This window comes from Enterobacter cloacae complex sp. IR5418 (assembly GCF_049238105.1).
GTDB classification, from domain to species: Bacteria; Pseudomonadota; Gammaproteobacteria; order Enterobacterales; family Enterobacteriaceae; genus Enterobacter; species Enterobacter hormaechei.
This window is the reverse complement of record NZ_JBMKHS010000010.1, coordinates 38,188-58,027: the sequence shown is the minus strand read 5'-3', so window position 1 is coordinate 58,027 and position 19,840 is coordinate 38,188. Positions and strand designations below refer to the sequence as shown.

The window sequence follows — 19,840 nt, the reverse complement described above, 5'->3', positions numbered from 1 at the left end:
CGCAGACAACTACACTATGGCTATCAGGAAAAGAGACAGGTTTATGCGCAGGCTTACCGCTTTATTGCTGGTCTCGCTGCTCAGCGGATGTTCCGTATTGCAGGGTACGCCAGAACCGGCGCCGCCGGTTACCGATCATCCTCAGGAAATTCGTCGTAATCAGACAGAAGGATTACAACGCCTGGGTACCGTATCCGCGATGGTTCGTGGTTCACCGGATGATGCAGAAGACGCAATTGAAGCACAGGCCGTTGCCGCAAAAGCAGATTATTACGTCATCACGATGATTGATGAAACCATTATTACGGGACAGTGGTACGCGCAGGGCATTTTGTACCGGAAATAATCATCATCATTTGAATGACCTTTACACTGCTTTGCGTCCGTAGACATTTTCCTGTCCACAATAAACTCCATGCCAGCGACAATGGAAATGAGTTTATTCGCGAAGGATTGCCCGGCGGATACCGGAGACACGTGAAAAGGAGCTGACGATGAAACGAACCCTTGCTTTAACGACGCTAATGCTTTCAGCGGGCCTGCTGAGCACCACGGCGCAATCGGCCGAATTTGCCAGCGCGGATTGCGTCACGGGCCTGAACGAGATTGGTCAGATCTCCGTCAATAATATCACGGGGAGTCCGCAAGACGTTGAACGTGTCGTCGCCCTGAAGGCCGATGAACAGGGCGCATCCTGGTATCGCATCGTCCAGATGCAGGAAGATCACCATGTAAATCACTGGCGTGTGCAGGCCATTCTGTATGCATAATTCCTTCTGATAAAAGCCACTTGATTTTAGTGGCTTTTCACTTTTGCAAATTTTTTATCCCCCACAAAACCAAATAAAAACAAAAGCGTTACATTCAGTTACATTAAACAGATAAACGTTCTCTCCGCTCTGCCGTTGAACAGCCATCACTTTTCAATAATGAGCAATTTATGATCACCTTTTTCCGCCGGGCAGGTCTGGGCACGAAGCTATCGCTGCTAACAGGTGCGAGTGTCGCCACGCTTTTTTTGCTGTTCACTTTCCTGTTGAGCCATAACGCCAGCCAGCAGCTTGAAGATCTTGCGGTTGAAGACCTGCATAATCAGTCCACCGGCATGGTGGATATGGTGCAAATGTTCAACACCAGCCTGAGCGAAGAGGTTGAAAGCTATACCCGTCTGTTCACCACCTTTTTGCCACAGCCGCTGACCCGCGACAGCAGCCAGAGCCGGACCATAAACGGGCTTACCGTTCCTCTGCTGAAAGGCGGCGAAACGGTGTTGCATGAAAACAATACGCTTTCTGATGACTTCCTGAGCCGTACGGGGGCCATCTCGACGCTGTTTGTCCGTAGCGGTAACGATTTTATCCGCGTGGCTACATCACTGCGTAAAGAGAATGGCGACCGCGCCATCGGAACCGTTCTTGATACCACCAGCCCGGCATTTGCGGCTGTCACCAGAGGAGAGGTCTATCGTGGCCTCGCGCTGCTGTTCGGCAAGCGTTATATCACGCAGTACCAGCCTGTTAAGAATGCGGAAGGTCAGGTTATCGGGATTATCTTTGTCGGCGTGGACATCACCCATTCGTGGAACGTCATGCGCGAGAAAATCCTTAACCGTCGTCTGGGCGAGAGCGGCCACTTCTTCGTGCTGGACCGCAGCAACGGCAAAACGCGCGGACAGTATCTGTTCCATGCCAGCGAAGAGGGCAAACTGCCCAACTGGGACACGGCGACACAGCAGCAGCTACTGAGTGATACGGCTGGCACGCTGGAACGCGTGAGCGCGGATGGCCGTACGCTCAAGGTTGCCTACACGCCGCTGCCGGGCTGGAACTGGACCATCGTGGGTGAAGTGGATAAAGCCGTACTGCTTTCAAGCGTCACCACGCTGCGCGATCGCTTCCTGATGGCAGGCGTGGTGTTATCCGCGCTCTTCGCAGGCCTGTTCGTGATCCTCATTCGCCGGATGCTAACCCGTCCGCTGCGCGCGGTGATCGCACTTGCCCGGCAGTATGCCGCAGGCGATCTGCGCGCCAGCCTGCCGGTAACCCGCCTGGATGAAGTCGGCCAGCTGATTGACGCCATCAACGGGATCGGGGGCGGCCTGCAAAAAATTGTGTTGCAGGTCCGCGAGGCCGCAAGCGAGATCCATCTGGGAACTAACGCACTGGCTTCAGACACCGGGGAGATCTCTGAGCAGATCAACAAGCAGGCCAGCAGCGTTGAGGAGACCTCCGCCAGCATGGAGCAATTAGCCGCTACCGTGCAGCAAAATGCCGCCAACATGGAACAAACGCAGCAGCTGGTGGGTGAAACCTCGCGCGCGGTGCATCAGGGTGGAGAGACGGTGACTCACGCTGTCTCTACCATGGATGATATTCGCGACGCATCGAAACGCATTGAAGACATCACCCGCGTGATTGAGTCCATCGCCTTCCAGACCAACATTCTGGCGCTCAATGCGGCGGTTGAAGCGGCGCGAGCGGGCGAGCACGGCAAAGGCTTCGCAGTGGTGGCGCAAGAGGTGCGCGCCCTGGCGGCACGCAGCGCCAACGCGGTAAAAGAGATTGAACAGCTGATTGGCGACACGCTGAACAAGGTGAGCGAAGGCCATGCGCTGTCTGAGCAGACGCGTCTGGCGATGGATGCCATCATTGTTCATATCGATAACATCAGCCAGCTTGTCACCGGGATCAACCACGCCTCCCGCGAGCAGTCTGCGGGGATTGGCCAGGTGAATCTGGCGATGACGCACATCGGTGAGGCATCGCACATCAATGCCGATCGCATCTCACGCAGCGAGCAGACGGCACAGACGCTGCGCGAGAAGGGGTCACATCTCACCCGTCTGGTGAGCCTGTTCCAGCTGAAAGCTTAACCGACCCGGCCCATGGCGCGCAGCAGCAGGTCGTTTTGCACCTGCTCGCTCATCAGCGTACCGCCGCGGGTATCCAGCATCATGCGGCACCACGCCTGCGCCACGGGCGGCGATGCGTGCCGCAGCATCTGGCTTCCGGCCCCCAGTAAAAAGAGCTGCTGCGCAATCTCCCTGCCCTGTGCTTCCTGCGGTTTACGCAGCTTCTGCTGTAGCTGCCGCCAGCTGCGATCGAAGTGTCTGTCCTGGCCTTTTACCTGCGCAAAATCCTCGGTGAGCAGGTCGAGAATGCCCGACTGCTTCGCCAGCACGCGCAGAACATCCAGGCACATAATATTGCCGGAGCCTTCCCAGATGCTGTTGACGGGCATTTCACGGTACAACCGCGGAAGCTCACTCTCTTCGCAATAGCCTGCACCGCCCAGCACCTCCATCGCCTCTGCCACAAACGGTATGCCCGCTTTGCAGACGCTGTATTTTGCCGTCGGGGTGAACAGCCGCGCCCATGCAGCTTCCTGCGGATCGGTGCGGTTGTCCCACGCCCGGGCGAGTCGGAACAGCAGTGCCGTATGCCCCTCCAGCATCAGCGCCATACGGCTTAGTACCTCGCGCATTAACGGCTGGTCGATCAGATTTTTGCCGAAGGTCTGCCGCTGATGGGCATGATAAAGCGCCACCGAGAGCGCACGCCGCATCAGTCCGTGGCTGCCAAGCGCGCAGTCAAAGCGCGTCAGCCCGCCCATCTTCAGAATTTGCCGGACGCCTTCCCCCTCTTCGCCCAGCAGCCAGCCGGACGCATCAAGGAACTCCGCCTCACTGCTGGCATTTGAGCGGTTGCCGAGCTTGTCCTTCAGACGTTCAAGACGCACGGCGTTACGTTGCCCGTCGGGTAAGAAACGCGGGACAAAAAAGCAGGACAGCCCACCTTTCGCCTGCGCCAGCACCAGATGCGCATCGCTTTGCGGTACGGAGAAAAACCATTTGTGGCCCACCAGCCGGTAGTGGCCATCGCTGCATTTCTCTGCTTTGGTGGTATTGCTGAGCACGTCTGAACCGCCCTGCTTTTCCGTCATCCCCATGCCGATCAGCAGTCCGCGCTTTTGCGCCCCCGGCGCGAGATGGGGATCGTAGCGATCGCTCATCAGCGGCGTTAACCAGTCATGGAACGGTTTGGGCAGCGATTGTTGTAACAGCGGCGTGGCGGCGAAGGTCATGGTCACCGGGCAGAGCGTTCCCGCCTCTACCTGGGCATGAAGCACAAAACGTGCGGCCCTGGCGACGAACGCGCCTTTCCGCGCTTCCTCCTCCCACGCCAGGTTGTGTACCCGGTTAGCGCAAAGCCCCTGCATCAGAAGATGCCATGCCGGATGAAACCGGACGTCATCCAGCCGCTCTCCCGTGGCGTCATAACGCAGCAGTTCCGGCGGGTTAACGTTCGCCAGCCTGCCCAGCTCCAGCGACTCTGCCGTACCCAACTGTTGTCCGATACTGGCAAGAAGATCCATATCCCACTCAGCCCCTTCGCGCACCACCGCATCACGCAGGGCGCAATCCGAGAGAAAAAGGTTGCTGTTCGATAGCGGTGCAGGTTGATTAAAAACGGTATGTGTCTGCCAGTGCATGCTGTCTCCCTCCTTTCATTGGCAATAAAGGTAAGTATGGACAGAGGGCATGTACGCTGCATGGGAGGGGGGTCACACGATGACGATCGTGTTGATATCATTCGTGAAATAGCTCACAGAACATAAGAATAAACTATTTCATTACTTCACTAATGCTGAATAATTTATTCTTACCCCCGTTTTTGTGAGGATCGTTATGCAACAGGATGCGCACAAGCGTGCATTAATTGCAGGCTCCATCGGTAATTTTATCGAGTGGTATGAATTTGCGGTCTACGGTTTTCTGGCAACGGTAATTGCCAGAAATTTCTTCCAGCTTGAGGGGGAAGCGGAGCTTACCAGCCTGATCCTCACCTGGGCCTCGTTCGCCATCGCTTTCTTCTTCCGCCCGCTGGGTGCAGTGGTCTTTGGCCGCATTGGCGACAGGATTGGCCGCAAACCGACGCTGATTATTGTGCTGGTATTGATGACGCTCGCCACCGCTGCCATCGGCATTGTACCAGTCTACGCCAGTATCGGGATTGCCGCGCCGCTGATCGTGACGCTCCTGCGTATTCTGCAAGGACTGTTCGCAGGCGGTGAGTATGGCGGTGCGGTTTCGCTGATGACGGAGTTCGCCCCGCGCGGCAAGCGCGGTCTTTACGGGGCATGGCAGTCCTTCACCGTGGCGCTCGGGCTGTTAGCGGGCGCAGGCATTGTCGCGTTGCTCTCTGTTCTTCTTTCCCCTGAAGCCCTGCACGACTGGGGCTGGCGTATTCCGTTCTTTCTGGCGCTGCCGATGGGGGCGGTCGCGCTATGGCTGCGGGTAAGCATGGAAGAAACGCCGAGCTTTGTTAAGCAACAGGAAAAACCGGTTGTGACTCAGGCCAGCACCGCCGCCACGTTCAAAACCATCCTGATGGGCATTGGCCGCGTGATGGTCTGGTCTGCGGCGGGTTACACCTATCTGGTGATTATGCCGACCTATCTGCAATCTGCGCTGCATACCGGTTTTAACCAGGCGCTGCTGATTGCGGTGATTTCAAACATTGGATTTGCGCTCACGATCATTCCGTCGGGCATGCTGAGCGACAGGATCGGGCGGCGAACGGTGATGATTATCGCCACCGTGCTCCTGCTGATCCTCGCCCTGCCGCTGCTGAAAATTTTGCAGGCGGAGTCCAGCACGCTGGCGGTCAAAGCGATTGTGGTGCTGATTGCGGGCGGTCTGGTGGGAATGCTGGCAGGGCCGGGGCCAGCCATGCTGTCTGAGATGTTCCCGACGCGCGTGCGTTATACCGGGCTGGGGCTGGCCTATTCTCTGTCGAATGCGATCTTCTCCGGCTGTGCGGGGCTGATTATTACCGGGCTGATTAAAGAGACGGGCAACCTCGATATTCCGGCGTACTACGTGATGGCAACGGCGGTGGTGAGTATTTTCGCGCTGATGACGCTGAGGAAGGATGACCATTTGCGGTCACTGGAGGAGTGAAGTTAATGCCCGGTGGCGCTACGCTTACCGGGCCTACGGTACCGTGCCTTTGTAGGCCGGGTAAGGCGAAGCCGCCACCCGGCACCACAATCTACCCCCGCTGACGCACCGCTTCAAACAGGCAGATACCCGTCGCAACAGAAACGTTCAGGGACGATACGCTGCCCGCCATCGGGATGCTGATCAGCTCATCGCAGTGCTCGCGCGTCAGACGACGCATGCCTTCACCTTCCGCACCCATCACCAGCGCCATACGGCCGGTCATTTTGCTCTGGTACAGGGTGTGATCCGCTTCACCGGCTGTTCCCACGATCCAGATATTCTCTTCCTGCAACAGACGCATGGTGCGCGCCAGGTTGGTCACGCGGATCAAAGGAACGTTTTCCGCCGCGCCGCAGGCCACTTTTTTAGCGGTAGCGTTCAGCTGCGCGGAGCGATCTTTCGGCACAATCACCGCATGCACGCCTGCTGCATCGGCGCTACGCAGGCACGCGCCGAGGTTGTGCGGGTCGGTTACGCCATCGAGGATCAGGAAGAACGGGTTATCCAGCTCAGCGATCAGATCGGGCAGATCGTTCTCCTGATACTGACGGCCCGGCTTCACGCGCGCGATAATGCCCTGGTGTACAGCACCTTCGCTTTTCTCATCCAGATACTGGCGGTTCGCCAGCTGGATCACTACGCCCTGCGCTTCCAGCGCGTGGATCAGCGGCATCAGACGTTTGTCTTCACGCCCTTTCAGAATAAAAACTTCCTGAAAACGCTCCGGCGCGCGCTCCAGCAGGGCCTGCACCGCGTGGATGCCGTAAATCATTTCACTCATTGATGGTTCTCATAATAAATATTTTCCCTCTCCCGTTGGGGAGAGGGTCAGGGTGAGGGGAAATTACTCCGCCTGCTGTTTCTTCGCCGCACGCTTCGCTTTGGTCGCGGCCGCTATTTTTTGAGTCTTAGTCGACGGCTTTTTCGCTTTTCGGGCGTCTTTTTTCGCCGCCTTGGGCTTTTGCTTCTTCTCGCCACGGAAGGCGCTGTCTGGCTCAAAGTTTACTCTTTTACCTGCCTGACGTCGCTTGCCGCCCGCTTTAGCGTTGCCGCCTTTTTTCGCTTTCTCACGCTCGGTTTTCCCGACGTTACGCGGAGCACGCTCGCTTGAGATGAGGCTGAAGTCGATTTTACGGTCGTCCATATTCACGGCTTCAACCTTCACTTCCACCCGATCGCCCAGACGGTAGGTCTGGCCGCCGGATTCGCCGATCAGACGTTGTCCGACCTGGTCGAAGCGGTAGTAATCGTTATCGAGGCTGGAAACGTGCACCAGACCGTCGATAAACAGCTCATCCAGACGAACGAAGAAACCAAAGCCGGTGACGCTGGCAATCACGCCTTTAAAGACGTTACCTACCTGATCCAGCATAAAGTCACACTTCAGCCAGTCCGCCACGTCGCGCGTCGCTTCATCCGCACGACGCTCGGTCATGGAACAGTGCTGGCCCAGTTGCAGCATCTCTTCCATGGAGTAGTGATACCCCCCGGTTTCGGTCGTGTTGCCTTTGTGACCCTGCTCGTGCGCCAGCAGATACTTGATAGCACGGTGCAGGGACAGATCCGGATAACGGCGGATCGGCGAGGTAAAGTGCGCGTAAGACTGCAACGCCAGACCAAAGTGGCCCCGGTTTTCCGGATCGTAAATCGCCTGCTTCATGGAGCGCAGCAGCATGGTTTGCAGCATTTCCGCGTCAGGACGATCGCTGATCGATACCAGCAGCTCGGCGTAATCGCGTGGTTCAGGCTTATTACCGCCAGGCAGCTCCAGACCGAGTTCAGCCAGCACGGAGCGGAACGAGGTCACGGCTTCCGTGGTTGGCTTGTCGTGAATACGGAACAGCGCAGGCTCTTTGGCTTTCTCAACGAAACGTGCCGCCGAGATGTTCGCCAGGATCATACACTCTTCAATCAGCTTGTGCGCATCGTTACGCTGGGTCTGTTCAATGCGCTCGATACGACGCTCAGCGTTGAAGATGAACTTCGCCTCTTCACTCTCAAACGAGATCCCACCGCGCTCTTCGCGCGCCTGATCCAGCGTTTTATAGAGGTTGTGCAGTTCTTCGATGTGTTTGACCAGCGGCGCGTACTGTTCGCGCAGATCCTGGTCGCCCTGCAACATATGCCAGACCTTGGTGTAGGTCAGGCGCGCATGGGAACTCATTACCGCTTCGTAGAACTTATAACCCGTCAGACGTCCCTTGCTGGAGATGGTCATTTCGCAGACCATACACAGGCGGTCCACCTGTGGGTTGAGGGAACAGAGGCCGTTAGAGAGCACTTCTGGCAGCATCGGTACAACCTGCGACGGGAAGTAGACCGACGTACCGCGGCTGCGCGCTTCGTTATCCAGCGGCGTGTGCGGACGCACGTAATAGCTCACATCAGCGATGGCCACCCACAGACGCCAGCCGCCACCGCGTTTTTTCTCGCAGTACACGGCATCATCAAAGTCGCGGGCGTCTTCACCATCAATGGTAACCAGCGGCAAATCGCGCAGATCCACGCGTCCTGCTTTGGACTCTTCAGGCACTTCTTCGCGCAGGTTTTCAATCTGATCTTCCACCGCTTTCGGCCAGACGTATGGAATTTCATGAGTACGCAGCGCCATATCGACGGCCATACCGGTGCCCATGTTATCGCCCAGCACTTCGACGATTTTACCTACCGCTTTGGTGCGACGGGTTGGGCGCTGGGTGAGTTCGACCACCACCACAAAGCCCATGCGCGCGCCCATCACCTCTTCAGGCGGGATCAGGATATCGAAGCTCAGACGGCTGTCGTCCGGCACCACAAAGCCTACGCCCGCATCAGTAAAGTAACGGCCCACAATCTGGCTGGTTTTTGGCACCAGCACGCGGACCACGCGCGCTTCGCGGCGGCCTTTACGGTCTGCACCCAGCGGTTGCGCCAGGATCTGGTCGCCGTGGATACACATCTTCATCTGTTCGGATGAGAGGTACAGGTCGTCCTTACGGCCTTCCACGCGCAGGAAACCAAAACCATCACGGTGACCAATAACGGTACCTTTCAGCAGGTCGAGGCGTTCTGGCAGCGCGTAGCACTGGCGGCGGGTAAAGACCAGCTGCCCGTCGCGCTCCATGGCGCGCAGGCGGCGGCGAAGGGCTTCAATTTGCTCTTCACCTTCAATGTTTAATTCAACGGCAAGTTCTTCACGATTGGCGGGTTTTTCGCGTTTTGTTAAGTGTTCAATGATGAACTCGCGGCTGGGGATAGGATTCGCGTATTTTTCGGCTTCGCGTTCCTGGAAAGGATCGTGTGACATGTCGGTTCCTCCGTTGTCAGCTCCGGTGGAAATTTTCTTCATTCCACCAGCAATAATTTATAAAGCGGTTGATTCTCTTCAACCAAATCGGCCAGCGTGTAGTTATCCAGTTCCTTGAGAAAACTTTGCACGGCCGTTGAAAGCGCCTGTTTCAGGCGGCATGCGGGCGTAATGTGGCAGAACGCGCTGCTACAGTTCACCAGAGAGAGAGGCTCCAGTTCACGTACCACATCGCCAATACGGATACTCTGTGCCGGTTTACCGAGACGGATCCCTCCATTCTTCCCGCGGACGGCAGCAACGTATCCGGCACGACTAAGTTGATTGATTATTTTGACCATATGATTACGGGACACACCGTACACCTCTGTGACTTCAGAGATGCTGGTCATCTTCCCATCGGGTAACGACGCCATGTAAATCAGCGCGCGTAAGCCGTAATCGGTGAAACTTGTTAACTGCACATCAACCTCAGGAAAAAAGGGAAAACGCGGTCAAACCGCAGAGATATTCATTAATGATGATAAACCAGCCAGATAGTTAGCGGCTAATTTATTTGACAGACGGGGCGAAAAAGCGGAGATCCAGGAGCGGTCGCCGGATGGCGCTACGCTTATCCGGCCTACGGATCTCCCCGCAGGCCAGCAGTCACGAAGATTATGCGTCGAACGGGTCGCGCAGGATCATCGTTTCAGTACGATCCGGGCCGGTAGAAATAATATCGATCGGCACTTCGGTCAGTTCTTCAATGCGCTTGATGTAATCCAGCGCCGCCTGCGGCAGGCCACTACGCTCTTTCACACCGAAGGTGGTCTCAGACCAGCCCGGCATGGTTTCGTAGATTGGCTCAATGCCTTCCCAGTCGTCAGCTGCCAGCGGAGTGGTGGTCACTTCGCGGCCATCTGGCATACGGTAGCCTACGCAGATTTTCACTTCTTTCAGACCGTCCAGCACGTCCAGCTTGGTCAGGCAGAAACCAGACAGGGAGTTGATCTGTACTGCGCGACGCACGGCAACGGCGTCCAGCCAGCCGGTACGACGACGACGACCGGTGGTCGCGCCAAACTCGTTACCCTGCTTGCAAAGGAACTCGCCGGTTTCATCAAACAGCTCGGTCGGGAATGGGCCTGCACCCACGCGAGTGGAGTACGCTTTGATGATGCCCAGAACGTAATCGACATAACGCGGGCCCAGGCCGGAGCCGGTTGCCACGCCACCTGCGGTGGTGTTAGAAGAGGTTACGTACGGATAGGTACCGTGGTCGATGTCCAGCAACGTACCCTGCGCGCCTTCGAACATGACGAAATCGCCACGCTTGCGCGCCTGGTCCAGCAGATCGGACACATCAACAACCATACCGGTCAGAATGTCGGCAATCGCCATTACGTCATCCAGCACTTTCTGGTAGTCAACGGCTTCGGCTTTGTAGAAATTCACCAGCTGGAAGTTATGATATTCCATCACTTCCTTCAGTTTTTCAGCAAAGGTCGCTTTGTCGAAGAGATCGCCCACGCGCAGACCGCGACGTGCAACTTTATCTTCGTAAGCCGGGCCGATACCACGACCGGTGGTGCCGATCGCTTTCGCGCCACGCGCTTTTTCACGCGCCACGTCCAGCGCCACATGATAATCCAGGATCAGCGGGCAGGCTTCGGAGAGCAGCAGACGCTCACGAACAGGGATACCACGGTCTTCCAGACCTTTCATCTCTTTCATCAGCGCAGCAGGAGACAGCACAACGCCGTTACCGATGATGCTGGTGACGTTTTCGCGAAGAATGCCTGATGGAATAAGATGGAGGACGGTTTTTTCACCGTTGATTACGAGAGTATGGCCTGCGTTGTGACCGCCCTGGTAGCGTACAACATATTTAGCCCGTTCAGTCAGAAGATCAACAATCTTCCCTTTACCTTCGTCACCCCATTGGGTGCCCAGTACGACGACGTTGTTACCCATTTTTTTCAAAATCACCGTTTGCTTAAAAATGGATTCTACCATCGCTTTTTCAGATATACAGCACTTTTTGACCCTAAAATATGCCGATTGCGGTTAGTTTTTGATCAGCCAATCGTTTTCCTCAACATGTAGTAGATAACGATACCCGCAACCACAAGACCACCGCCAAAACGACGCAAAATATTATCCGGCAGTTGGCTCATCGTGGCGATCATTCGACGCCATGCGCGGGGATAGAGCATCGGGCCGAGGCCTTCCAGCACCAGAACGAGGGCCAGCGCAAGCCAGATCGTGGAATTCATTTTTCATCCTTATAAAAGAAAACCACCGCTCCGTGGGGAGCGGTGGTTTGAATACTCAAACGAGCCTGAGTTTATCGCGTTGCGTTAGTCGGCGTCTTCATATAACGGAAGAAATCGCTGTCCGGGCTGAGCACCATCACATCCTGGTTGCTCTGGAAGCTATTCTCGTAAGCGCGCAGGCTACGGATAAAGGCGTAGAAGTCTGGATCCTGGCTGAACGCATCGGCGAACAGCTTCGCGGCTTCCGCATCACCTTCACCGCGCAGGATACGGCCCTGACGCTCAGACTCTGCAAGCGTCTTGGTGACTTCGTAGTCCGCTGCGGCACGCAGTTTTTCCGCTTCTTCCTGACCCTGTGAACGGTGACGACGGGCTACCGCTTCACGCTCGGCGCGCATACGGTTGTAGATCGCCTCGGACACTTCCGCTGGCAGGTTGATCTGCTTGATACGCACGTCAACCACTTCGATACCCAGTGCCGCCATACTGTTCGGGTTGATCACCGGCACTTTACCGTTAGTTTCAGCCTGAACACGTTCAGCCGCTTTGGCAATCGCATCGTCTGCCGCCGGGGTTTCAACTTCATCCTCGGTGCCCGCAGAACCGGAGTTCAGCGCATCACGCACTTCCAGCGTCAAACGACCGCGGGAATCGGTCACGATGTCTTTCACATCCAGACGACCAATTTCAGAACGCAGACGGTCAGAGAACTTACGTTTCAGCAGCACTTCTGCCTGAGAAACGTCGCCACCCCCGGTTGCCAGGAAGTAGCGGCTGAAATCGCTGATGCGCCATTTGATGTAGGAATCAACGATCAGGTCTTTCTTCTCTTTGGTCACGAAACGATCGGCCTGGTTATCCATGGTCTGGATACGCGCATCAAGCGTTTTCACTGACTGAATGAACGGGATCTTGAAGTGCAGACCCGGCTCATAAATCACCGGACGCTTGTCGCCGTCACGCACGACGCTGCTGAACTGGAACTTGATCCCACGCTCGCCCTCTTTCACCACAAAGATGGAGGTGTAGAGCACGACCAGTGCGATGATGATGATCGCAATAACTGACTTACGCATCCTTATTCCCCCTGACGCTGGTAGTCGTTACGCTGCGCGTTAGCACGGCGTTGGTCCATAATGTCACCATCGTTCGAAGAAGGCGTTGTGTTCGCGCTGGCGCTGCCAGACGAGGCCGGTGGCAGACGCAGCAGGTTGTTCGCACCGCTGTTGTCTTTTGCTGCCGGTGCAGAACCGCCTTTCAGCATCTGATCCAGCGGCAGAACCATCAGGTTTCCGCCTTTGTTATCATTAACCAGCACTTTACGCGTATGGCTCAGCACTTTTTCCATGGTCTCGATATAGAGACGCTCACGGGTAATTTCCGGCGCGGCTTTATATTCCGGCAGGATCTTCGCGAAGCGAGCCACTTCACCCTGTGCTTCCAGGATGGTCTGGGTCTTATACGCACGCGCTTCTTCCAGAATACGTTGCGCCTGACCGTTAGCACGCGGCTGAACTTCGTTGGTGTACGCTTCCGCTTCACGGATGTACTGCTGTTCGTTTTCACGCGCGGCAATCGCATCGTCAAACGCGGCTTTCACCTCTTCCGGCGGACGTGCAGCCTGGAAGTTGACGTCCAGCAGGGTGATACCCATGTTGTACGGACGGATAGTCTCTTCCAGCTCACGCTGGGTATCGCTACGAATAACGGTACGACCTTCGGTCAGGATACGGTCCATGGTGTATTTGCCGATCACGCCACGCAGGGCGCTGTCGGTCGCCTGACGCAGGCTGTCATCGGCACTGGTCACGCTAAACAGATAACGCTCCGGATCGGTCACGCGGTACTGCACGTTCATCTCAACGCGCACCACGTTCTCGTCAGAGGTCAGCATTACGCCAGAGGCGGCCAGTTCACGGACGGACTCCACGTTAACCGCGGTCACGTCATCAATGAAGGTCGGCTTCCAGTTCAGGCCCGGCTCAACCAGATGGCTGAACTTACCGAAACGGGTGACCACGCCGCGTTCTGCTTCTTTAATGGTGTAGAACCCGCTGGCTGCCCAGATGATTACCACCGCAGCGGCGACAATGCCCACCACGCGGCCACCCATTGGCGGGCGCGGACTCTGAGTGGCGTTGCCACCCGAGCCAGAACCTTTTCCTCCGCCAAGGCCACCAAGCTTTTTGCTCAGTTTGCGGAAGATATCATCCAGATCCGGCGGCCCCTGCTCGCGACCACCTTTGTTGCCATTTCCCCCAGAGTTGCCGCCTTGATTATTGCTGCTTCCCCACGGGTCGCGGTCTTGTCCGTTATTACCGGGCTGATTCCACGCCATGTATATGCTCCATATTTGTTATGCAAGGGCGAATTTTTCAGGCTTCCCCTTTCTGATCAGACGATATAGTCCGCCAGCGCAGGTTCTTGTTTACAGAGGCGACGCCAGTCAACGATCGGCATACGCACCTGCATCCCCACGCTGCCGTCATCCTCCATCCACTCTTTTTCTATCGCCTGAAGCTGATAAAACCGGCTGCGCAGCCTGCCTTCCTGTGGCGGCAGTCGCAGCGTGTGCTGAGCTACCTCACCGGAAAGACGTTCTGTCAAAGCCTGGAAAAGCAGTGGCACACCAATCCCGGCCTGAGCAGACAGCCAGACCCGAATCGGTTTGTTCTCTTCATCTCGGTCGATACGCGGTTCGAAATCGTCCAGCATATCGATCTTGTTCATCACCAACAGCGTTGGGATTTCGTGGGCGTCGATCTCTTCGAGCACCACGTTCACCGCGTCGATGTTCTCCTGCACGCGTACGTCAGCCGCATCAATGACGTGCAGCAGGAGAGTCGCCTGCCGCGTCTCCTGCAACGTCGCTTTAAACGCTGCCACCAGATCGTGCGGCAGATGACGGATAAACCCGACGGTATCCGCCAGCACCGTTTCACCGACGTCTGCGACGTCAATACGGCGCAAGGTTGGGTCCAGGGTCGCAAACAGCTGGTCTGCGGCATACACCTGGGCCTCGGTTATCTGGTTAAACAGGGTGGATTTACCGGCGTTGGTATAGCCCACCAGCGACACCGTTGGGATGTCGGCTTTCGTTCGCGCCCGACGCCCCTGCTCGCGCTGTTTCTCAACACGTTCCAGACGTGAAAGGATCTGGGTTATACGACCACGCAGCAAACGGCGGTCGGTTTCGAGCTGGGTTTCACCCGGGCCGCGCAAACCAATCCCGCCTTTTTGTCTTTCAAGGTGTGTCCAGCCACGCACCAGACGCGTCGCCAGATGGCGCAACTGCGCCAGCTCAACCTGCAATTTACCCTCGTGGGTACGCGCACGCTGAGCAAAAATATCTAAGATCAACCCCGTGCGATCGATAACACGGCATTCGCAGAGAGCTTCCAGGTTACGTTCCTGAGCCGGAGACAGCGCATGATCAAACAGCACAACAGATGCGCCGGTTGCTTTTACGGCATCCGCAATTTCAACTGCTTTACCTTCACCAACAAAGTACTTCGGGTGCGGCGCTTTACGGCTACCGGTAATCACCTGCATTGCTTCGACACCGGCGGAAGAGACCAGAGATTCAAACTCCTGGAGGTCTTCCATATCTTTGTCTTGCGAAAAATAGATGTGTACCAGCACCGCCTGCTCACCGGCGTCATAACGGTCAAACAAGCGTAAACCTCTCTAAAAAGATCAGCGGGGAACGCAGGATCCCTGGCTCCCCGTGTGGATAACAGCCCAAAACCTTATTCGGTTTCTTCGCTGTCCTGCGCAGGTGCAGATGAACCCTGCGCGTTGCTGCCGTGATGGTAGTTACTGCCAGTGCCGCCGCCAGCGTTATTGCTGTGATGAGATACCGGACGGGACGGAACAACAGTAGAAATCGCGTGCTTATAGACCATCTGGCTGACCGTGTTTTTCAACAGGATCACGAACTGATCGAAAGACTCAATCTGACCTTGCAGCTTAATACCATTCACCAAATAAATAGAAACTGGAACACGCTCCCGACGCAATGCGTTCAGGAACGGATCTTGTAAAGATTGCCCCTTAGCCATTCTATCTTTTCCTTATATGCTTGTTTTGTACTTAGAACCTTGCGATTCTGAAAAATTGCGCACGATACGGCTTAATTGTACACATTCAGTCAGCGATATCACCAACAACCTCAATCACTTCGTTTAACGCCTGTTGTGGTTTTTCACTGTCTAACCAGTGAACCCCCTCCCAACCGCGCAACCAGGTGATCTGGCGCTTCGCTAACTGTCTCGTGGCGCAAACACCTCGATAAACCATTTCATCGTATGAAATCTCACCTTCAAGATACGACCACATCTGGCGGTATCCCACACAACGAATGGAAGGCATGTCCGTATGCAAATCTCCACGGGCAAAAAGCGCCCGCACTTCTGCTTCAAAATCTGAAGCCAACATCTGATGAAAACGCTGCTCAATTCGTTGATGGAGCAGTTCACGGCTCGCCGGGGCGATGGCGAACTGATGCACCTGATACGGCAGAGCGTCTCCTGACGTTTGCGTCAGTTCCGTTAAAGTTTTACCCGAAATGAAAAAAACTTCCAGTGCCCGGGAAAGCCTTTGCGGATCGTTTGGGTGGATCCGCGCTGCGGCAACCGGGTCAATCTCCTCCAGTTGCCTGTGCAAAACGTCCCACCCCTGCTCTGCCGCCTGCTGCTCAATCTTCGCTCTTACTTCCGGATCGGCCGATGGCAGAGGCGATAACCCCTCCAGCAGCGCCTTGAAGTAGAGCATGGTTCCGCCAACCAGTAGCGGTATGCGTCCCGCGGCGGTAATCTCGGCCATCTCGGCTAAGGCATCGCGGCGAAAATCTGCTGCGGAGTAAGCCTGTGCCGGGTCGAGAATATCCAGCAAACGGTGCGGCGCTGCACGCAGTTCGTCTGCGTTGGGCTTCGCCGTGCCGATGTCCATCCCTCGATAAATGAGGGCAGAATCTACGCTAATCAACTCTACTGGCAAAACTTTACGTAACTCAATGGCTAACGCTGTTTTGCCAGAGGCCGTTGGGCCCATTAAAAAAATTGCCTTTGGCAGGCTCGCCTTACTTACATCAGTCATGTTTCAGGGCGGTCATCGCCGTTTGTAAATCAACAGGTTGTAACAAGCCACCTGGTGGTGCTTTCACCAGCTGCGGACAGAGGCGTTCCACCTCCGCCAGCACGGTGATCGCCTGCGCCATACTCCACGGTGCATGTTCGCTGGCCAGATGGCGGGCGATCCACTGCGCGGTATCGGCGGCATCAAACGTCGTTTGCTGCGCCAGGTAGCCTATCAGTTCAGGAATCAAGTTTTGTAAATTTTGTTGGCGTAAGGGTAAAGGCACTGCGCGAATTGTCACATGCTGCGCGTCCAGTACGATTTCAATCCCCATTTCGGCCAGTTGCGTCTGCACCCGTCGCAAAACCCCTATTTCTTCAGGGGATATTTTCAGGCGAACGGGAATCAACAGCGGCTGCGCGCAGGCGGCATTCACCCCCGGGGTTAATTGCGCCTGTTTGAGCCAGCGCTCCGCTACGGAAAGGGCCAGCAACAGCAGTTTACCTTCGCGTTCGAGCAACGCCATGTCGGGAGCAACAATGGTCAGCACCCGACCAAAACTCTGGCTATGACCATCCAGAGAGGGGGTTGAAACCGTGATGTGCTCTTTATGCTCTACCGCCGGGGTATCCAGCAGTTTACGGTACAGCGCTCCCTGCTGTTTTTGATAGCCCGGCTGAGCGTTGGGATAGTTAGCGCCGGTTGGTCGCGGTGCGTTGCCCGCCGGGGATAAACGTGGGGCAGCTGGCTCGCGTGCTACCGCCGGTTCAGCAAAATGGTTACGCCCGGCCGCCACGCGGTTTTCCGGCAGTGGGCGCGGCGCCGGTTCTTCTTTTGCCAGCGGCAACTCTGGCTCTGCCTGCTGCTGCAATACAGCGGCAACGCCCTGATAGATAAAATCATGCACCAGGCGCGACTGGTGGAAGCGCACCTCATGCTTGGCGGGGTGAACGTTAACGTCAACCTGATGCGGGTCGATCTCCAGATAAAGAACAAAGGCGGGCTGTTGATCGGCGCCGAGCTTATCTTCGCAGGCCTGGCGAATGGCGTGATTAATCAGGCGGTCACGCATCATGCGGCCATTCACATAGCAGTACTGAATTTCAGCGAACGCGGCGCTGCTGGCGTTCGGATCGGCAACCCAGCCGCGCAGGGCCAGATCGCCATGCTGCCACTCAATGGCCAGCGCTTTTTCCAGAAACGGTGTGCCGCAGATGGCCCCCAGCCGACGCTCCTTTTGCCCGCCTTCCGCTACCGCACGGTACTGGCGCATCACCTTACCGTTATGGCTGAGGTTAAGGGTGACATCAAAACGCGCCAGCGCAATGCGGCGGATGATCTCGTCGATATGTCCGAATTCGGTCTTCTCGGTTCGCATAAACTTGCGGCGAGCGGGGGTGTTGTAGAACAGATCCAGCACTTCAAGGGTAGTGCCGACCGGGTGCGCCGCCGGTTTCACCGTGACGTCCATATCGCGCCCTTCAGCGTAGGCCTGCCAGGCTTCCTGCTGGTCGGCCGTGCGGGAGGTCAACGTTAAGCGGGAAACGGAGCTGATACTGGCCAGCGCTTCGCCGCGAAAACCCAGGCTGATAATCGCTTCCAGATCGTCGAGTGACGCAATTTTACTGGTGGCATGACGCGCCAGCGCCAGCGCCAGTTCGTCCTTTTTGATGCCACAGCCGTTGTCACGAATGCGGATGAGCTTTGCGCCTCCGCGTTCGATATCGATATCGATGCGGGTCGCCCCCGCATCGAGGCTGTTTTCCACCAGCTCTTTCACTACCGATGCAGGGCGTTCCACCACCTCACCGGCGGCGATTTGGTTCGCGAGCTGCGGCGGTAGAACCTGAATCGGCATGAACTCTCCTTAATTAGTCGCGGTCATTTCACCCGGCAGCGCGGCGCTTGCCGTCTGGGCTGCCCCGCCCTGCGGCGCAGACTGAAGCGGATGCGCGTCAAAGTATTTACGCAGACCGTTGTAAATCGCTTCGGCAATTTGCTGCTGATAGCTGTCGCTTCCCAGTAAACGCTCTTCGCCGTGATTACTGATAAAGCCCGTCTCCACCAGAATCGACGGAATATCCGGCGAACGCAGGACACCGAGGCTCGCATGCTCCGGACGACGCTTATGCAGCGATCCAATGCTTTGCAGCTGGTTCAGTACGTTAGTGGCGACATCATACCCGACACGCTGAGAATGACCGAATTGTAAATCCAGCACTGCCTGGCTGAGATACGGATCCGCCTGACTGTTTGCCAGCACATCCCCTGCCCCGCCTAACAGTTCAGACTGCTTCTCGTGCTCTTCAAGCCAGTTCGCCATTTCACTGTTGGCGCGACGGTTCGACAGCACCCATACCGACGCACCGGTGGCGTTACGGTTTGGCGCAGCATCCGCGTGAATCGACACCAGGAAGTTGGCGTTTTGCTTACGCGCTACATCCGAGCGACCCATCACCGAAATAAAATAATCTCCGTCGCGGGTCATGACCCCTTTAAACATCGGATCGTCATTCAGAAGCGTACGCAGCTTACGGGCAATGGCGATAGTGACGTTTTTCTCCCGCGTGCCGCCCGGGCCAATCGCGCCAGGATCTTGCCCGCCGTGTCCGGCGTCAATGGCGATAATCACCTTGTCGCCACTGACCGGCGTACGCCGCGCGCTGACCGCCGGACGCGTCACCGTGTTGCTGCTGGTCACGGCGGTAAGTCGGTCATTTTGTGATTTAAACGGATTACGGGCTGGCTCTGACGGACGCGGGGTATAAACCGGCGCTTCCACGCGTTTTGCCACAACCGGTGCAGGCGGTGGTGGTGGCGGCACATCAGCATTGATGGTGAAGACCACCGTATAGTTCGCGCCGTTTTGCTGCTTAACCGCCTTCGTTTTGCCTTTTTCGGTGAGATCGACCACCAGACGCAGAGACTGCGCATCCTTCGGCGTCCCCGAACGGATGCTTTTCACCAGATTATTACCGCTGAACTGGAGCGGCAGCCCCTGGATCACCCCGGTCTGTTTAATATCGAGCGCCACGCTACGGCTGTCGATTTGTGAGAAAGCATATTCAGGATCGCCCATAAAGCTGAACGTAATACGGGCCTGGCTATCGCCATTCGACACCTGAATATCCGAGAGGCTGGCCGCCCCGGCCTGCGCGCACAGCAGGACCGTGGCAGCCAACACCCAACCTTTAACGCGATTAATCATCCCGTTAT

The 19,840-nt window shown here is 56.4% G+C and carries 17 protein-coding genes; 4 read left to right on the top strand and 13 right to left on the bottom strand.

The features are described 5' to 3' along the window. Window positions 1–16: 16 nt before the first annotated feature. From bsmA to ACOTX7_RS10340, 3 genes are all read left to right on the top strand, one after another. Window positions 17–346 carry a biofilm peroxide resistance protein BsmA gene (gene bsmA / locus ACOTX7_RS10350; RefSeq protein WP_003856011.1) on the top strand — a complete coding sequence of 110 codons (330 nt, stop codon included), beginning with the start codon at window positions 17–19 and terminating at the stop codon, window positions 344–346. Between the two features lie 148 nt (window positions 347–494). After that, complete coding sequence (gene yjfN, locus ACOTX7_RS10345) at window positions 495–770, top strand: DUF1471 family protease activator YjfN (RefSeq protein WP_006810381.1); 276 nt, start codon at window positions 495–497, stop codon at window positions 768–770. A 170-nt stretch (window positions 771–940) separates the two neighbouring features. After that, a complete protein-coding gene (locus tag ACOTX7_RS10340; protein ID WP_221813432.1) occupies window positions 941–2,872 on the top strand; it encodes a methyl-accepting chemotaxis protein in 1,932 nt (643 codons plus the stop codon). On the opposite strand, the gene ACOTX7_RS10335 is transcribed toward ACOTX7_RS10340, so the two are convergent. Then, window positions 2,869–4,491 (bottom strand): isovaleryl-CoA dehydrogenase, encoded by a 1,623-nt coding sequence (locus ACOTX7_RS10335; protein ID WP_221256811.1) that lies wholly within the window; start codon window positions 4,489–4,491, stop codon window positions 2,869–2,871. The genes ACOTX7_RS10340 and ACOTX7_RS10335 overlap by 4 nt on opposite strands. A gap of 196 nt (window positions 4,492–4,687) precedes the next feature. On the opposite strand from ACOTX7_RS10335, the gene ACOTX7_RS10330 reads away from it, so the two are divergent. Beyond that, window positions 4,688–5,962 (top strand): MFS transporter, encoded by a 1,275-nt coding sequence (locus tag ACOTX7_RS10330; RefSeq protein ID WP_205922740.1) that lies wholly within the window; start codon window positions 4,688–4,690, stop codon window positions 5,960–5,962. 91 nt (window positions 5,963–6,053) lie between these two features. On the opposite strand, the gene rlmB is transcribed toward ACOTX7_RS10330, so the two are convergent. The 12 genes from rlmB to amiB all read right to left on the bottom strand — a co-directional run bounded on the left by rlmB (window position 6,054) and on the right by amiB (window position 19,832). Further along, window positions 6,054–6,785, bottom strand: a complete 732-nt coding sequence (gene rlmB, locus ACOTX7_RS10325; RefSeq protein ID WP_006810385.1) for a 23S rRNA (guanosine(2251)-2'-O)-methyltransferase RlmB — start codon at window positions 6,783–6,785, stop codon at window positions 6,054–6,056. A gap of 63 nt (window positions 6,786–6,848) precedes the next feature. Continuing rightward, window positions 6,849–9,290 (bottom strand): ribonuclease R, encoded by a 2,442-nt coding sequence (gene rnr / locus ACOTX7_RS10320; RefSeq protein ID WP_421626076.1) that lies wholly within the window; start codon window positions 9,288–9,290, stop codon window positions 6,849–6,851. Window positions 9,291–9,328: 38 nt separating this feature from the next. Then, on the bottom strand, window positions 9,329–9,754 hold the full coding sequence (gene nsrR / locus ACOTX7_RS10315) for a nitric oxide-sensing transcriptional repressor NsrR (protein ID WP_006810387.1): 426 nt from the start codon (window positions 9,752–9,754) through the stop codon (window positions 9,329–9,331). Between the two features lie 193 nt (window positions 9,755–9,947). Next, entirely contained in the window at window positions 9,948–11,246 is a 1,299-nt protein-coding gene (locus tag ACOTX7_RS10310; RefSeq protein WP_032673800.1) for an adenylosuccinate synthase, read from the bottom strand. A 104-nt stretch (window positions 11,247–11,350) separates the two neighbouring features. Beyond that, complete coding sequence (locus tag ACOTX7_RS10305; RefSeq protein WP_003855996.1) at window positions 11,351–11,548, bottom strand: DUF2065 domain-containing protein; 198 nt, start codon at window positions 11,546–11,548, stop codon at window positions 11,351–11,353. A 71-nt stretch (window positions 11,549–11,619) separates the two neighbouring features. Further along, window positions 11,620–12,624, bottom strand: a complete 1,005-nt coding sequence (hflC, locus tag ACOTX7_RS10300; RefSeq protein WP_006810389.1) for a protease modulator HflC — start codon at window positions 12,622–12,624, stop codon at window positions 11,620–11,622. A 2-nt stretch (window positions 12,625–12,626) separates the two neighbouring features. Next, window positions 12,627–13,886 carry an FtsH protease activity modulator HflK gene (hflK, locus tag ACOTX7_RS10295; RefSeq protein WP_006810390.1) on the bottom strand — a complete coding sequence of 420 codons (1,260 nt, stop codon included), beginning with the start codon at window positions 13,884–13,886 and terminating at the stop codon, window positions 12,627–12,629. A 56-nt stretch (window positions 13,887–13,942) separates the two neighbouring features. Continuing rightward, window positions 13,943–15,223: a ribosome rescue GTPase HflX gene (gene hflX, locus ACOTX7_RS10290; RefSeq protein WP_003855991.1), complete on the bottom strand. Its 1,281-nt coding sequence runs from the start codon at window positions 15,221–15,223 to the stop codon at window positions 13,943–13,945. Window positions 15,224–15,297: 74 nt separating this feature from the next. After that, complete coding sequence (gene hfq, locus ACOTX7_RS10285; protein WP_006810391.1) at window positions 15,298–15,609, bottom strand: RNA chaperone Hfq; 312 nt, start codon at window positions 15,607–15,609, stop codon at window positions 15,298–15,300. Between the two features lie 85 nt (window positions 15,610–15,694). Beyond that, the gene (gene miaA / locus ACOTX7_RS10280; RefSeq protein WP_205924689.1) at window positions 15,695–16,645 is read right to left on the bottom strand and encodes a tRNA (adenosine(37)-N6)-dimethylallyltransferase MiaA; all 951 of its coding nucleotides are present in this window, start codon (window positions 16,643–16,645) and stop codon (window positions 15,695–15,697) included. Next, a complete protein-coding gene (gene mutL, locus ACOTX7_RS10275) occupies window positions 16,638–18,482 on the bottom strand; it encodes a DNA mismatch repair endonuclease MutL (RefSeq protein ID WP_221256810.1) in 1,845 nt (614 codons plus the stop codon). The genes miaA and mutL overlap by 8 nt, the downstream gene beginning before the upstream one ends. Window positions 18,483–18,491: 9 nt before the next feature. Further along, a complete protein-coding gene (gene amiB, locus ACOTX7_RS10270; RefSeq protein WP_213826010.1) occupies window positions 18,492–19,832 on the bottom strand; it encodes an N-acetylmuramoyl-L-alanine amidase AmiB in 1,341 nt (446 codons plus the stop codon). Between the last annotated feature and the right edge of the window lie 8 nt (window positions 19,833–19,840).

Coding starts and splice junctions, on each gene's coding strand:
- ACOTX7_RS10310 (WP_032673800.1), bottom strand. CDS start 11,246: ATGGGTAACAACGTCGTCGTACTGGGCACCCAATGGGGTGACGAAGGT.
- hflC (WP_006810389.1), bottom strand. CDS start 12,624: ATGCGTAAGTCAGTTATTGCGATCATCATCATCGCACTGGTCGTGCTC.
- ACOTX7_RS10330 (WP_205922740.1), top strand. CDS start 4,688: ATGCAACAGGATGCGCACAAGCGTGCATTAATTGCAGGCTCCATCGGT.
- ACOTX7_RS10305 (WP_003855996.1), bottom strand. CDS start 11,548: ATGAATTCCACGATCTGGCTTGCGCTGGCCCTCGTTCTGGTGCTGGAA.
- miaA (WP_205924689.1), bottom strand. CDS start 16,645: ATGACTGATGTAAGTAAGGCGAGCCTGCCAAAGGCAATTTTTTTAATG.
- mutL (WP_221256810.1), bottom strand. CDS start 18,482: ATGCCGATTCAGGTTCTACCGCCGCAGCTCGCGAACCAAATCGCCGCC.
- hflK (WP_006810390.1), bottom strand. CDS start 13,886: ATGGCGTGGAATCAGCCCGGTAATAACGGACAAGACCGCGACCCGTGG.
- rnr (WP_421626076.1), bottom strand. CDS start 9,290: ATGTCACACGATCCTTTCCAGGAACGCGAAGCCGAAAAATACGCGAAT.
- amiB (WP_213826010.1), bottom strand. CDS start 19,832: ATGATTAATCGCGTTAAAGGTTGGGTGTTGGCTGCCACGGTCCTGCTG.
- ACOTX7_RS10340 (WP_221813432.1), top strand. CDS start 941: ATGATCACCTTTTTCCGCCGGGCAGGTCTGGGCACGAAGCTATCGCTG.
- hfq (WP_006810391.1), bottom strand. CDS start 15,609: ATGGCTAAGGGGCAATCTTTACAAGATCCGTTCCTGAACGCATTGCGT.
- rlmB (WP_006810385.1), bottom strand. CDS start 6,785: ATGAGTGAAATGATTTACGGCATCCACGCGGTGCAGGCCCTGCTGGAG.
- yjfN (WP_006810381.1), top strand. CDS start 495: ATGAAACGAACCCTTGCTTTAACGACGCTAATGCTTTCAGCGGGCCTG.
- bsmA (WP_003856011.1), top strand. CDS start 17: ATGGCTATCAGGAAAAGAGACAGGTTTATGCGCAGGCTTACCGCTTTA.
- ACOTX7_RS10335 (WP_221256811.1), bottom strand. CDS start 4,491: ATGCACTGGCAGACACATACCGTTTTTAATCAACCTGCACCGCTATCG.